At 71.7% G+C, this 15,252-nt stretch carries 9 protein-coding genes; 7 read left to right on the forward strand and 2 right to left on the reverse strand.

Annotated features, from left to right (window positions below; translation table 11 throughout):
• The coding region (locus tag VH969_RS27485; protein WP_331979372.1) for a glycoside hydrolase family 16 protein at positions 1–991 on the reverse strand (991 nt) is incomplete at its 3' end.
• A 374-nt stretch (positions 992–1,365) separates the two neighbouring features.
• Here VH969_RS27485 and gltB point away from each other — a divergent pair.
• Both gltB and gltD read left to right on the forward strand, forming a co-directional pair.
• Positions 1,366–5,943, forward strand: a complete 4,578-nt coding sequence (gltB, locus tag VH969_RS27490; protein WP_331979374.1) for a glutamate synthase large subunit — start codon at positions 1,366–1,368, stop codon at positions 5,941–5,943.
• On the forward strand, positions 5,936–7,456 hold the full coding sequence (gltD, locus tag VH969_RS27495) for a glutamate synthase subunit beta (protein WP_331979376.1): 1,521 nt from the start codon (positions 5,936–5,938) through the stop codon (positions 7,454–7,456). Before gltB ends, gltD begins: the two co-directional genes overlap by 8 nt.
• A gap of 81 nt (positions 7,457–7,537) precedes the next feature.
• On the opposite strand, the gene VH969_RS27500 is transcribed toward gltD, so the two are convergent.
• The gene (locus VH969_RS27500) at positions 7,538–8,992 is read right to left on the reverse strand and encodes an aromatic amino acid ammonia-lyase (protein ID WP_414638628.1); all 1,455 of its coding nucleotides are present in this window, start codon (positions 8,990–8,992) and stop codon (positions 7,538–7,540) included.
• Positions 8,993–9,144: 152 nt separating this feature from the next.
• Here VH969_RS27500 and VH969_RS27505 point away from each other — a divergent pair, with 152 nt between their 5' ends.
• From VH969_RS27505 to dacB, 5 genes are all read left to right on the forward strand, one after another.
• A complete protein-coding gene (locus VH969_RS27505; protein ID WP_331979380.1) occupies positions 9,145–10,110 on the forward strand; it encodes a trypsin-like serine peptidase in 966 nt (321 codons plus the stop codon).
• A 189-nt stretch (positions 10,111–10,299) separates the two neighbouring features.
• Positions 10,300–10,968: a DUF2461 domain-containing protein gene (locus tag VH969_RS27510; RefSeq protein WP_331979382.1), complete on the forward strand. Its 669-nt coding sequence runs from the start codon at positions 10,300–10,302 to the stop codon at positions 10,966–10,968.
• A gap of 74 nt (positions 10,969–11,042) precedes the next feature.
• Positions 11,043–12,467: a pyruvate kinase gene (gene pyk, locus VH969_RS27515; RefSeq protein ID WP_331979384.1), complete on the forward strand. Its 1,425-nt coding sequence runs from the start codon at positions 11,043–11,045 to the stop codon at positions 12,465–12,467.
• A 163-nt stretch (positions 12,468–12,630) separates the two neighbouring features.
• Positions 12,631–13,560 carry an acyl-CoA thioesterase II gene (gene tesB, locus VH969_RS27520; RefSeq protein WP_331979386.1) on the forward strand — a complete coding sequence of 310 codons (930 nt, stop codon included), beginning with the start codon at positions 12,631–12,633 and terminating at the stop codon, positions 13,558–13,560.
• A gap of 78 nt (positions 13,561–13,638) precedes the next feature.
• Positions 13,639–15,216, forward strand: coding sequence for a D-alanyl-D-alanine carboxypeptidase/D-alanyl-D-alanine endopeptidase (dacB, locus tag VH969_RS27525; protein ID WP_331979388.1), 1,578 nt, complete (start codon positions 13,639–13,641; stop codon positions 15,214–15,216).
• The last annotated feature ends 36 nt before the right edge of the window (positions 15,217–15,252 follow it).

Genomic DNA, 15,252 nt, shown 5'->3' on the forward strand with positions numbered 1-15,252 from the left:
CACCGCCGGGCGGCGGGTCGGTCGGGCCGCCACCGCCGCCGCGGGTCCACACGGCCACGTAGTCGACCAGCATCGGCCGACCCGGGGTGGTCTCCGCGACCGGCGTCTGCCGGCCGGCGATCGCGTCCGGGAAGGCGCCGCCGATCGCGACGTTGAGGATGACGAAGTAGCCCGCGTGGCTCGTCATCGCGTTCCACGTGTCGGCCGGCAGCTGCGACTGGCTGACGCTGTGGAACTGCTGGCCGTCGACGTACCAGCGCAGCTGGTTGGGCGAGACGCTCTGGTCCCACTCGAACCGGTAGGTGTGGAACGCCGACTGGCACGACGAGCCCGGGCACGCCCGGCTGCTGCCGAGGCCGGTCGTCTCGTTGCACGGCCCGCCCGGTGACACTCCACAGTGGAGCGTGCCCCACACGGAGTTGATCCCGTTGACGTTCTCCATGAAGTCGTACTCGCCGATGCCCGGCCAGTTCCAGTAGTTACCGCGGAAGGGCGAGCCGAGCGCCCAAAACGCCGGCCAGTACCCGAGCGCGGAGTTGCCGGTGACGTTCGGCATCTGGATGCGGCCCTCGACGCGCAGCACGCCGCCGGCGGGCGGCTTGAAGTCCGACCGCTGCGTCTCGATGCGGGCCGAGGTCCAGTTGCCCGCGCCGTCGCGCAGCGGCGTGATCCGCAGGTTGCCGCCGCCGTCGACGCTGACGTTGGCCGGGTTGTTCGTCTTGGCGTCGATCTCGCCGGTGCCCCAGTTCCCTGGGCCACCCGGATACCCGTGGCCGCTGTCGAAGATCCAGTTGGCCGACGAGGGCAGCGAGCCGGCCGGCCCGCCGAAGTCGTCGGCCCACACCTGGGTCCAGCCGGAGTCCGGCGGCGGGACGGACGCTTCCGCTTGCCGCGTCAGGGGAATCGCGATCGTGACGGCCGCGGCGGCCGCGGCGAGAACCAGCAGTCGGCGGCTACGGCCGCGTGCGGGCAGGGGAGGGGGAGCGGGCATGGCGGTGACCTCCTTGTCACACCTCGGGCAGGGTTCCGAGTGCCTGTCGCACAGGCCGCAGATATTGCCGATTGCTATGGAAGCGCTCTCACAACGGATTGTCAACAGGCGCTGACGGACCGAGGTACTTCCATTTGCAACCACCTCGGCTACCCTGGAGTAGCCCCACCCACTCGGCGCCCGGGATGCTCCCACCAGGACGTAGGGCGCCTTATCGCGTGGATCACGTCGATCGTTACAGCGATTCGGACAAATCCGCGCCCGATTCGTGGCTCATGGGTTTCGGGACTGTTAAGCTCACGTCAACACGCGGGCCACCGCCGTCCCGCGCCCAGACAAGCACTGAGCGCGAGGACTACGAGGGAGGTCACCGCGTGATTTTTTCTGCCATCCCCGCCGCGCAGGGTCTGTACGACCCCACTGCCGAGCGTGACGCGTGTGGCGTGGCCATGGTCGCCGACATCCGGGGGCGACGTTCGCACGAGATCATCACCGACGCCCTGGTGGCGCTGGCCAACCTCGAGCACAGAGGCGCCGCGGGCGCCGAGCCGACGAGCGGCGACGGTGCCGGCATCCTGTTGCAGCTGCCCGACACGCTGCTCCGCGAGGTCGTCGACTTCGACCTGCCCGAGCCGGACGAGACCGGCGCGCACACCTACGCCACGGGTATCGGCTTCCTCCCCACCGACTCCGATCAGCGAGCCAAAGCCGTCTCGCTGATCGGCCGCATCGCCGGCGAGGAGGGGCTGGAGCTCCTCGGCTGGCGCGAGGTCCCCGTAGCGCCCGAGTCCGCCGGCGTCGGCCCCACCGCCCTGTCGGTGATGCCGCACTTCGTCATGCCCTTCCTCGCCGCCGTCCCGGACGCCGAGGGCAACCGGGCGGCCGGCATCGCGCTGGACCGGCTGGCGTTCTGCCTGCGCAAGCGTGCCGAGCACGAGAGCATGGCGGCCGGGTGCGGGCTGTACTTCCCCTCGCTGTCCGCGCGGACGCTGGTGTACAAGGGAATGCTCACCACCGCGCAGCTGCCCGCGTTCTTCGCCGACCTCACCGACGAGCGGCTGACGAGCGCGATCGCGTTGGTGCACAGCCGCTTCTCCACGAACACGTTCCCGTCGTGGCCGCTCGCGCACCCGTTCCGGTTCGTGGCGCACAACGGCGAGATCAACACGATCCGCGGCAACCGCAACCGCATGCGCGCCCGCGAGGCGCTGCTCGCGAGCGACCTGATCCCCGGTGACCTCACCCGGCTCTACCCGGTCATCGATCCGGACGGGTCGGACTCGGCGTCGTTCGACGAGGTGCTCGAGCTGCTGCACCTCGGCGGCCGGACGCTGCCCCACGCGGTGTTGATGATGATCCCGGAGGCCTGGGAGAACAACACCACGATGGAGAAGGACCGGCGCGCGTTCTACAAGTTCCACGCGAGCCTGATGGAGCCGTGGGACGGGCCGGCCAGCGTGACCTTCTCCGACGGCACCCTCGTCGGCGCGGTGCTCGACCGCAACGGCCTGCGCCCCGCCCGCTGGTGGCAGACGACCGACGACCGCGTGGTGCTCGCGAGCGAGACCGGCGTGCTCGACGTCCCGGCGGAGAACGTCGTGGCGAAGGGCAGGCTGCAGCCGGGCCGGATGTTCCTCGTGGACACGGCCGCCGGCAAGATCGTCGACGACGACGAGGTCAAGACCGCGCTCGCCGAGGAGCTGCCCTACGAGGAGTGGCTGCACGCCGGGCTGCTCAAGATCGCGGACCTGCCCGACCGCGAGCACGTCGTCCAGACCAACGAGTCAGTGGTCCGCCGCCAGCTCGCCTTCGGCTACACCGAGGAGGAGCTCAAGATCCTGCTCGCGCCGATGGCGCTGACCGGTGCGGAGCCGATCGGCTCGATGGGCACCGACACGCCGCCGGCCGTGCTGTCCAAGCGGTCGCGGATGCTCTACGACTACTTCAAGCAGAACTTCGCGCAGGTGACCAACCCGCCGCTGGACGCGATCCGCGAGGAGATCGTCACCTCCGTGCAGCGCATCATGGGCCCGGAGCAGAACCTGCTCGAGCCCACGCCGGCGTCCTGCCGGCACATCCAGCTGCCCTTGCCGGTCATCGACAACGACGAGCTCGCCAAGCTGATCCACGTCAACGACGACGGCGACATGCCCGGCTACGCCTGCACGGTCATCCCCGGGTTGTACGAAGTGGACGGTGGTGGACCGGCGCTCGAGGAGGCCATCGCGCGCGTGCGCCGGGATGCCTCCGAGGCGATCGCGGCCGGCGCGCGGATCCTCGTGCTGTCCGACCGCGACTCCGACCACCGGATGGCGCCGATCCCGTCGCTGCTACTGGTCTCCGCGGTACACCACCACCTGGTGCGCACCAAGGAGCGGCTGCGGGTCGCGCTGGTCGTGGAGACCGGCGACGCGCGCGAGGTGCACCACGTGGCCTTGCTGCTCGGCTACGGCGCCGCTGCGGTCAACCCGTACCTCGCGTTCGAGACCATCGAGAACCTGATCCGCCGCGGCACGATCAGCGGCATCGAGCCGCAGCGCGCGATCCGCAACTACGTGACCGCGCTCGTCAAGGGCGTCCTCAAGATCATGTCCAAGATGGGCATCTCGACCGTCGGCGCGTACACCGCGGCGCAGGTGTTCGAGGCGTTCGGGCTGGCGGCCGACGTGCTGGACGAGTACTTCACCGGCACCAGCTCCAAGCTCGGCGGCGTCGGCCTCGACGTGATCGCCCGCGAGGTGGCGGGCCGGCACCACGCGGCCCATCCGGAGAACCCGACCGACCGGGTGCACCGGCGCCTCGAGCCCGGCGGCGAGTACGCCTACCGGCGCGAGGGCGAGCTGCACCTGTTCACCCCGGAGACCATCTTCCTGTTGCAGCACGCGACGAAGACGCGCCGGGACGACGTGTACCGCCGCTACGTCGACGAGGTCGAGCGGCTCAACCGCGAGGGCGGCGCGCTGCGCGGGTTGTTCGGGCTGCGCACGGCGGAGTCCACGGGCCGCACCCCGGTGCCGATCGACGAGGTGGAGCCGGTCGAGGCGATCCTCAAGCGGTTCAACACCGGCGCGATGTCCTACGGCTCGATCAGCGCGGAGGCGCACGAGACGCTGGCCATCGCGATGAACCGGATCGGCGGGCGGTCCAACACCGGCGAGGGCGGCGAGGACGCCGACCGGCTCTACGACGCGGAGCGCCGCTCGGCCATCAAGCAGATCGCGAGCGGGCGGTTCGGCGTCACCAGCGAGTACCTGGTGAACGCGACCGACCTGCAGATCAAGATGGCGCAGGGCGCGAAGCCGGGCGAGGGCGGCCAGCTGCCCCCGAACAAGGTGTGGCCGTGGATCGCGCGCACCCGGCACTCGACCGCGGGCGTGGGCCTGATCTCCCCGCCGCCGCACCACGACATCTACTCCATCGAGGACCTGGCCCAGCTCATCCACGACCTGAAGAACGCCAACGAGCACGCCCGGGTGCACGTCAAGCTCGTCAGCGAGTTCGGCGTCGGCACCGTCGCGGCGGGTGTGTCCAAGGCGCACGCGGACGTCGTGCTGATCTCCGGCCACGACGGCGGCACCGGTGCCTCGCCGCTGAACTCGCTCAAGCACGCGGGCACGCCGTGGGAGGTCGGCCTCGCCGAGACGCAGCAGACGTTGCTGCTCAACGGTTTGCGCGACCGGATCACCGTGCAGGTGGACGGCGCGATGAAGACCGGGCGCGACGTGATCATCGCCGCGCTCCTCGGCGCCGAGGAGTACGGCTTCGCGACCGCCCCGCTGATCGTGGCCGGCTGCGTGATGATGCGGGTGTGCCACCTGGACACCTGTCCGGTCGGCGTGGCCACCCAGGACCCGGTGCTGCGCGAGCGGTACACCGGGCAGGCCGAGCACGTGGTCAACTTCTTCCACTTCGTCGCCACCGAGGTGCGGGAGTGGTTGGCGCGGCTGGGTTTCCACACGCTCGACGAGGCGATCGGCCACGCCGAGCTGCTCGACATCGACGCGGCCGTCGAGCACTGGAAGGCCCAGGGGCTCGACCTGGCGCCGGTGTTCGAGGTGCCGAAGACTACCTACGGCGGCGCCCGGCGGCGGGTCCGCGCGCAGGACCACGGGCTCGACGAGGCCCTCGACCGCACGCTCATCCAGCTCGCCGAGGCGGCGCTGGAGGACGCGCACCCGCTGAAGCTGGACCTGCCCGTACGCAACGTGAACCGGACCGTCGGCACGTTGCTCGGCTCGGAGGTCACCCGGCGCTACGGCGGCGACGGGCTCCCCGACGACACCATTCACATCCAGCTGTCCGGCTCGGCCGGCCAGTCGCTGGGCGCGTTCGTGCCGGCCGGCATCACGCTGGACCTCATCGGCGACGCGAACGACTACGTTGGCAAGGGCCTGTCCGGCGGGCGGATCATCGTGCGGCCGCACCCGGACTCGGCGTTCGCCGCCGAGCAGCAGGTCATCGGCGGCAACGTGATCGGCTACGGCGCGACCGGCGGTGAGATCTTCCTGCGCGGGCGGGTCGGCGAGCGGTTCTGCGTGCGCAACTCGGGTGCGGTGGCGGTGGCCGAGGGCGTCGGCGACCACGCGTTCGAGTACATGACCGGCGGCCGGGCGGTGGTGCTCGGGCCGACCGGGCGCAACCTCGCGGCCGGCATGTCCGGCGGCATCGCGTACGTGCTCGACCTGGACGAGCAGCTGGTCAACGCCGCGATGGTCGACCTGCAGCGGCCGTCCGGCGAGGACCTGCGGTGGCTGCGCGACGTCGTGCGGCGCCACCACGAGTACACCGGGTCCGCGGTGGCCGCGTCGCTGCTCGGCGACTGGACCCGGCGCGCGGCGTCGTTCACCAAGGTGATGCCGCGCGACTACCAGCGCGTGCTCGAGGCGATGCGGCTCGCCGCCGCCGAGGGGCGCGACGTCGACGAGGCGGTCATGGAGGCTTCGCGTGGCTGACCCCAAGGGTTTTCTGAAAAAGCAGCGCAAGGACGCGCCGAAGCGGCCCAAGCCGGACCGGCTGGCCGACTGGCACGAGGTCTACGAGGATCTCGACCCGGACGAGCGCAACCAGCAGGTGCGCGCGCAGGCGACCCGCTGCATGGACTGCGGGATTCCCTTCTGTCACTCGGGTTCCGCGGGTTGCCCGCTCGGCAACCTGATTCCCGAGTGGAACGACCTGGTGCGCGTGGGCGACTGGGCCGCGGCGAGCGAGCGGCTGCACGCGACGAACAACTTCCCGGAGTTCACCGGCCGGCTGTGCCCGGCGCCGTGCGAGTCGGCGTGCGTGCTGGCGATCTCGCCCCTGTCCGGCGGGGCGGTGGCGATCAAGCGCGTCGAGCAGACGATCGCGGACGCCTCGTGGGAGAAGGGCCTCGTCCGCCCGCAGCAGGCGGCGATCGCGTCCGGCCGGCGGGTCGCCGTGGTCGGCTCCGGCCCGGCGGGGCTGGCGGCGGCGCAGCAGCTGACGCGCGCGGGCCACGAGGTCACCGTGTACGAGCGGGACGACCGGCTCGGCGGGCTACTCCGGTACGGGATCCCCGAGTTCAAGATGGAGAAGAAGGGCCTCGACCGGCGGCTCGCGCAGCTGCGGGAGGAGGGCACGCGGTTCGTCACCGGCTGCGAGGTCGGCGGCACCAAGCCCGGTGACCTGTCCGTGGAGACGCTGCGGGCCTCCTACGACGCGGTCGTGCTCGCGGTCGGCGCGCTGCGCGGGCGGGACGCGCCGGAGGTCCCGGGTCGCTCGCTCGACGGCGTGCACCTGGCGATGGAGCACCTGGTGCCGGCGAACAAGGAGTGCGAGGGCGACGGGCCGACGTCGATCTCCGCGGCCGGCAAGCACGTGCTGATCATCGGCGGCGGCGACACGGGCGCGGACTGCTACGGCACGGCGACCCGGCAGGGCGCGCTGTCGGTGACCCAGCTCGACCAGTACCCCGAGCCGCCCTCCGCCAGGGACGACGACATCTCGCCGTGGCCGGTGTGGCCGTGGATCCTGCGGACCTACCCGGCGCACGAGGAGGCCGGGGAGCGGCGGTTCGCGGTCGCGGTGGAGGAGTTCGTCGACGACGGGTCCGGCAACGTGCGGGCCGCGCGGTTGCGTGAGGTCGTGGTCCGCAAGGACCCGGCGACCGGAGTCCGCGAGGTCACCCCGGTCGGCGACGGCGTCGAGGAGATCCCCGCGGACATGGTCCTGCTGGCGATCGGCTTCGAGGGCGTGGAGCACATGCCGTTGCTCGAGCGGCTTGGCCTGTCGCTGTCGCGGCGCGGCACGCTGTCGTGCGGCGCGGACTGGCAGACGTCGGCCGAGGGCGTCTTCGTCTGCGGCGACGCGCATCGCGGTGCGTCGCTGGTGGTGTGGGCGATCGCCGAGGGCCGCTCGGTCGCCCACGCGGTCGACGCGTACCTGACCGGACACTCGGACCTGCCCGCCCCGGTGCACCCGACGGCGCTGCCACTCGCCGCCGTGTAGGCCACCGGCACGACTCACCGGCACGACTTCGCCGACGATCAGCCAGGCGGCGGCGGGCACGGCCGTTGCCGCGCCGCGGGGTCAGACGCCGGCGAACTGCTCCATCAGGGTGGCGGCCGCGTCGAGGTCGTCGGACAGGGGGCGGTCCGACAGCGTCGGGTCCAGCAGGGCGTCCGCCAGGTCGAAGGCCGCCCGGATCGGCAGGTCCATCAGGTCCGCCGGGCGCATCCGCAGCGCCCGCACCGCCGCCACGACCTCGCACGCCAGCACTTGGCGGTACGCGTCCGCCGCCTGGCCGGCCGCGCGCGCCGCCTGGGTGGCGAACGACGCGTGGTCCTCGACCCCGCGCGACACGACCGCCGTGCCGAGCGTCACCGGAAGGGCCGCCTGGCGCAGCGTCGCGAGCGCGTCGTGCGCCACGTACTCGAGGATCATCACGCCGGAGCTGCCCGGCGGGCCGGACGCGAGGAACGCCGGCAGGTCGGTGAACGACGGCTCCACGAGGTCGCCCAGCCGGGACGCGGACAGCTCCGCGACGTGGTGGACCGTCGCCCGCATCTGGTCCAGCGCCACCGCCACGTACGCCGTGTGGAAGTGCGCGTGATGGAAGACGTCGCCCGCGGACAGCGACACCATCGGGTTCTCCGTCGCCGCGTTGATCTCGACGGTCAGCACCCGGGTGAGGTAGTCGAGTGCGTCCAGCGCCGGGCCCTGCACCTGCGGGAACGCGCGCAGGCCGTAGGGGTCCTGGATCCGCCGCCCCGGCTGCGGTACGCCGCGCATGCCCAGCAGGCGCCGCATCTCCGCCGCGCAGCGCACCTGGCCGGGGTGCGGACGCGCCTCGTGTACGGGCGTCGCGTACGCCTCCGGCGAGCCGCCCATGACCAGGTAGGACAGCGCGGCGACCGCGTGGCTCGCGCGCAGCAGGGTGTCCAGCTCGCGGGCGGCGAGCACGGCGTCGGCGAGGGTGGCCGCGTTGCTGCTCATGAACGCGAGCGCGTCGCTGGTGTCCAGGGCGACCGGCTCCTGCCCGCCCACCGCCCACCGACGCTCGCCGGCCAGTGTCAGCGCGGTCTCGGCGAGGGCGGTCAGGTCGCCGGTGCCGATCGCGCCGGTGCGGTGCACGAGCGGGACCGCGTCGGTGGTGAGCGCCCCGGCCAGCGCGTCGAGCAGCCGGGGATGCGCCCCGGAGCCGCCTGCGGCGAGCTGGTTGAGCCGGATCAGCAGCATCGCGCGCACCTGCCGGGCCGGCATCGGCTCACCGGTCCCGCCGGCGTGGCTGCGCAGCAGCCGCCGGCCGTGCTCGGGCCCGGCGTCCTCGTCGACGGTCAGGTCACGGTTGGCGCCGACCCCGGTGGTGCGGCCGTATATCTCGCGCTTCGCCGCCAGCTCGGTCACGAGCGTCCACGCGTCCCCGGCCCGCCGCGCCGCGTCCTCGGCCACCCGCACGACGACCTCGTGATCCGCGACGAGCGCGACGTCCGCGCAGCGCAGCGTCCGCCCGTCCACCGTCAGCTCGATACCCACACGCGCCATTGTGTCGGTCGTCGTGCTCGCCGCCGCCCCGGCGGTTACGGCACGCTACTTCCGTTGGTGTTTGGGTAACGACTTGCCCGGTAAGTTCGTGATTCGTTGAAACCTATCCCCTGCAACGGGCGGCCCCGCGCCGCCCGAAAGGTAGGTAGAAGATGAAGAAGTTCTGGCAGACCGCGATCGCCCTGGCAGCGGGCGGGCTGGCGGTCGCCGCGTTCGTGAGCCCGTCGGCCACGGCCGCGCCTCCGGCGCCGTCGGTCGCGGTGCACGACATGGGGGCGATCGCGACCAAGTGGACCCCCGAAGCCATGCGCAACGCGATCCCGATGGACCGGCTGCTGCCGAAGGTGGACGCGTCGAAGGTGACGCACAACGTCAAGAAGGGCACGCCGCAGATCGTGCGGCCGGTGACCTCGCTGCTCAACGACGTCGCGCCGATGGCGTTCCCCGACGGCGGCGGCGACTGGACCGGTGGCGGCGCGGTCGAGAAGACCGCCGGCCGGGTGTTCTTCACCTACCAGGGCCGGCAGGCCTCCTGCAGCGGCGACGCGGTGAACAGCGGTAACAAGAGCGTCGTGCTCACCGCCGGGCACTGCGTGAAGCTCGACGGCGCCTGGCATACCGACTGGGTGTTCGTGCCCGCGTACAAGGACGGCAACGCCCCGTTCGGCCAGTGGACCGCCAAGACCACGATGTCCACCCCGCAGTGGGAGGCCAGCGAGGACATCAACTTCGACGTGGGCGCCGCGGTGGTCAACCCGCAGGGCGGTCAGAGCCTGACCGACGTCGTCGGCGGCCAGGGTGTCGCGTTCAACTCGCCGCGCGGCCAGGACATGTACGCGTTCGGGTGGCCGGCGGCCGACCCGTACGACGGCACGCACATGATCTACTGCAGCGGCACCACGTTCGACGCGTTCATCAGCGACGGCATCGGCATGACGTGTGACATGACCGGTGGCGCGAGCGGCGGCCCGTGGTTCCAGGATTTCGACGAGGGCACCGGCGCGGGCCTGCAGAACTCGGTGAACAGCTACAAGATCAACTTCATCCCGACCTGGATGTTCGGCCCGTACTTCGGCGCCGACGCCCAGAACCTGTACAACCGCGCCGCGGCCGCCTGAGCCGGCACGCGTGCCACCGGCGGGTGGCGCCCGGAAGGGCGCCGCCCGCCGGTCGCGTTCGCGGGCATAGTCTGGCCGCGATGTCCGATCAGCTGCTCGCCGATCTCCGCCGGCTCGCCGGCCGACGACGTCCGCTTCGCCGGCGCGCAGGACGTGCGCCGACTCCTGACCCAGGCCGCGAGGGTTGTCATGAGTAGGTTCGAGGGCTTCGGCGAGCACGCGGTCGACTTCTACGACGGGCTCGTGGCCGACAACTCCAAGTCCTACTGGACCGACCACAAGGACACCTACCTCACCGACATCCGGGCACCCATGGAGGCGCTGCTCGCCGAGCTGTCCGGCGAGTTCGCCACCGACTTCGGGCGGGCCACGGTCTTCCGGCCGTACCGCGACGTTCGGTTCAGCAAGGACAAGACGCCGTACAAGACCCACTGCGGCGGCGTGATCGAGCCGGGCCGGGGCGCCGGCGCGTACTACGTCGAGCTCAGCCCGGCCGGCCTGCGGACCGGAGGCGGCTGCTTCCACCTGCAGTCCGACCAGCTGGCCAGGTTCCGCACGGCCGTGGCCGAGGACATCCACGGCGAGGCCCTCGCGAAGATCCTCACCAAGCTGGAGAAGGCCGGCTGGGACATCAAGGGCGACCGGCTCGCCACCCGGCCCCGCGGCTACCCCGCCGACCACCCGCGACTGGACCTGCTGCGCTACCGGTCCGTCTACGCGAGCCGCACGTGGGAACCTGACAACGTGCTGCACGAACGCGCCCTGCTGGCCCGGGTCCGCACTGCTTGGCGCGCGCTGCGCCCGTTCAACGAGTGGGCGCGTGACCATGTGGGGATCAGCGAGCAGACGCACCGATAACGTTCTGGATCGATCCGCGAGTTACTGCGCGGTACTTCCGGATCGTTCCAGCCGACAGGACTAGGCTGCCTCCCGTGAGTCGACGAGCGAAGATTGTATGCACTCTGGGGCCTGCGACTGCCACCCCGGAGAAGGTGCGCGACCTGGTCGCCGCCGGCATGGACGTCGCCAGGATGAACTTCAGCCACGGCAGCAAGAGCGACCACAAGCAGGTCTACGACCTCGTACGCGCGGCCTCCGACGAGTCCGGCCGGGCGGTCGGCATCCTGGCCGACCTGCAGGGACCGAAGATCCGCCTCGGCACGTTCGCCGGCGGTCCGGTCGAGTGGCGCACCGGGGACGTCGTGCGGATCAGCGTCGAGGACGTCGAGGGCACCCACGACCGCGTGTCCACCACCTACAAGGGCCTGGCCAAGGACGCGAAGCCGGGTGACCGGCTGCTGGTCGACGACGGCAACGTCGGGCTGACGGTCACCGCGGTCGACGGTCCGGACGTGGTCTGCGAGGTCACCGAGGGCGCCAAGGTCAGCAACAACAAGGGCATCTCGCTGCCCGGCATGGACGTCTCCGTGCCGGCGATGTCGGAGAAGGACATCGAGGACCTGGAGTTCGCGCTCCAGCTCGGCGTGGACTTCGTGGCGCTGTCGTTCGTCCGCTCGCCCGCGGACATCGACCTCGTGCACCAGGTGATGGACCGGGTCGGCAAGGGCCGGCTGCCGGTGATCGCGAAGCTGGAGAAGCCCGAGGCGGTCTCGAACCTCGAGGCGATCGTGCTGGCCTTCGACGGCGTGATGGTCGCCCGCGGCGACCTCGGCGTGGAGCTGCCGCTCGAGCAGGTGCCGCTGGTGCAGAAGCGGACGATCCAGATCGCGCGGGAGAACGCGAAGCCGGTGATCGTGGCGACCCAGATGCTGGAGTCCATGATCAACAACTCGCGGCCGACCCGGGCCGAGGCGTCCGACGTGGCCAACGCGGTGCTCGACGGGACCGACGCGGTGATGCTCTCCGGTGAGACCAGCGTCGGCCGGTACCCGATCGAGGCCGTGCGGACCATGGGCCGGATCGTCGAGGCCGTCGAGAGCGAGTCGACGGTCGTGCCGCCACTGACGCACGTGCCGCGCACCAAGCGGGGCGTGCTCTCCTACGCGGCGCGCGACATCGGCGAGCGGCTCAACGCCAAGGCGCTGGTCGCGTTCACGCAGTCCGGCGACACGGTTCGCCGCCTCGCCCGGTTGCACACGCACCTGCCGCTGCTGGCGTTCACGCCCGAGCCCGCCGTCCGCAGCCAGCTGGCGCTGACCTGGGGCGTCGAGACGTTCATGGTGCCCGAGGTCGACTCGACGGACCGCATGGTCCGCCAGGTCGACCAGTCGATGCTCTCGATCGGGCGGTACCGGCTGGGCGACCTGGTGGTCGTGGTCGCCGGCTCCCCGCCGGGGACGGTCGGCTCGACCAACCTCATCCGCGTCCACCGCCTGGGCGAAGAAGACCACGCCTGATGGTTGCGCCTCTCCGGAATTGACCCTGTTGGTCGCCTGAGCTGACTCCCGTCGGTCGGGCACGTACTTGTGGCCGGTCTGCGTCCCGTTCCCTTGAGCGCGGTCGGGAGGCACGGAGCATGGCACCATTCCTGCCCACGAGGTTGTTTCCGGGGAGGCGGCATTGACTGAGGCGGCGAGGCAGGCGGCGGCCGACCTGGCCGAGCTGCGGGCCGGCACGGCCGACGGGGTGGCCACGGGACAGCCGGTGCTGGACCGCCTGGTCGCGCTGCTCGACCTGGAGCGGATCGAGGAGAACATCTTCCGCGGGGTCAGCCCCGCGCAGTCGCCGGTGCGGGTGTTCGGCGGGCAGGTGGCCGGGCAGGCGCTGGTCGCCGCCGGCCGGACCGTGCCGGCCGAGCGCAAGGTGCACTCGCTGCACGCGTACTTCATCCGGCCCGGCGACCCGAGCGTCCCGATCGTGTACGAGGTCGACCGCATCCGTGACGGCCGCACGTTCACCACGCGGCGGGTCATCGGGATCCAGCGCGGCAAGGCGATCTTCTCGCTGTCCGCTTCGTTCCAGCAGCCCGAGCCGGGCGCGGACCACGCCGAGCCCATGCCGATCGTGCCCGACCCCGAGACGCTGCCGACGCGCGCGGAGATCATGCGCAAGCACGCGGACAAGCTCGGCGACTTCGCGCGGCTGCCCCGGCCGATCGACATCCGGTACGTGACCGACCCGCCGTGGGAGCTACGCGACCGCGGCCCGGCCGAGGCACGCAGCCAGGTGTGGATGCGCGCGGACGGCAGCCTGCCCGGCAACGAGCTGCTGCACGTCTGCGTGCTGACCTACGCGTCCGACATGACGCTGCTCGACGCCGTGCTGGTCCGGCACGGCGCGTACTGGGGGCTGGACAACGTGCTCGGCGCGAGCCTCGACCACGCGCTGTGGTTCCACCGGCCGTTCCGCGCGGACGAGTGGTTCCTCTACGACTGCGTCTCGCCGAGCGCGTCGGGCGCGCGCGGCCTCGCGACCGGTCGCTTCTTCGCCCGGGACGGCACCCTGATCGCCACGGTCGTCCAGGAAGGGCTACTGCGAATCCTCGACTGACTCGCGGGTTGGTCGTTGTCACGGTGGCGGGGGAGTAGGAAGATTCCTCACTCTGCCCTGCTCTCTCCGGGAGTCGCCGTGCAACCTCGTCCGCTCAGAATGCTCATCCTGCTCGCCGGGCTGGTGCTGCTCATCGGCGTCGTCGGTGCCCTGTCGCCGGTGTCGTCGGTGTCCGCCCAGGACCGCGGCGACCTCGGCGCCGACCTCGACGCCATCCTCAACAACCCCGGCCTCGCCGGCGCCGACGTCGGCCTCGTCGTGAAGACCCTGGACGGCGAGACCCTCTACCAGCGCAGCAGCGACCGCCGTCAGCAGCCGGCGTCCAACGCCAAGCTCGCCACGAGCGCGGCCGCGCTCGAGGTCCTCGGACCGGACCACACGTTCTCGACGACCGTCGCGAGCCCGGCCCACCGGCTCGGCCACGTCCTCGACGGCGACCTCTACCTCAAGGGCACCGGCGACCCGACCATGCTCGCCACCGACTACGACACCCTCGCCAAGCAGGTGGCCGACAGCGGCGTCACCAGCGTGCGCGGCCGGCTCGTCGCCGACGACACGTGGTTCGACGACACCCGGCTCGGTCTCGGCTGGGCCTGGGACGACGAGCCGTACTACTACAACGCGCAGATCTCCGCGCTGACCGCCGCGCCGGACACCGACTTCGACGCCGGCTCGATCATCATCCGCGTCGAGCCCGGGACGAACGGCAGGGCCAAGGTCACGACCGAGCCGCCGACCGACTACGTCAAGATCCGCAACACGGCGACGACCGGCGCGGCCGGCTCCGACGACACGATCTCGGTCGACCGGCAGCACGGGTCGAACCTGTTCACCGTGTCCGGCTCGATCCCCGCCGGCGGCGGCGCGGACAGCGAGTTCATGGCGGTCTGGGAGCCGACCGGCTACGCCGCCGCCCTCTTCCGCGACGCGCTGAAGGCCCACGGCGTGCGGGTCCAGGGCCCGACCACCCGCGGCGCGACCCCGGCCGGCGCGAAGCAGTACGCGTCCCGCGAGTCGATGCCGCTGCGTGAGCTGCTGGTGCCGTTCCTCAAGCTCAGCAACAACATGCACGCCGAGATCCTGACCAAGACCATGGGCCGGGCGACCGCGGGCGAGGGCAGCTGGGACGCCGGGGAGGCCGCGGTGGCCGATGTCCTGCCCACGCTGGGCGTGACCGGCCGGCTGTCGCTTGTGGACGGCTCCGGCCTGTCCAGGATGGACCAGATCGCGCCCGACCAGCTGGCCGCGCTGCTCGGCGGCGCCGCGGGGCGGCCGTGGTTCGGCACCTGGTACGAGGCGCTGCCGATCGCCGGCAAGGCCGACCGCATGGTCGGCGGCACCCTGCGCAACCGGATGCGGGGCACGCCCGCGGAGGGCCGGGTGCACGCGAAGACCGGTTCGCTGACCGGCGTGAGCGGGCTGTCCGGCTACGTCGACACCGCGGGCGGCGAGCGCCTGGTCTTCTCGATGGTCACCAACAACTCGATCGGCATCGACGCGAAGACGATCGAGGACGCCGTCGCGATCCGGCTCGCGTCCGAGGGCGGTGCCGCGGCGACGACCCGCGCGCCGCGGGTGACCAAGGTCGAGCCCGGGCCGCGGCAGGGCGCCAACTACACGGCGGACCTGGAGTGCAGCTGGCTCAAGGCCTGCTGACCGGAAGTGGGGGGGGGGGGGGGGGGGGGGGGGGGG

The organism is Actinophytocola sp., from assembly GCF_036555685.1.
Lineage (GTDB): Bacteria > Actinomycetota > Actinomycetes > Mycobacteriales > Pseudonocardiaceae > Actinophytocola.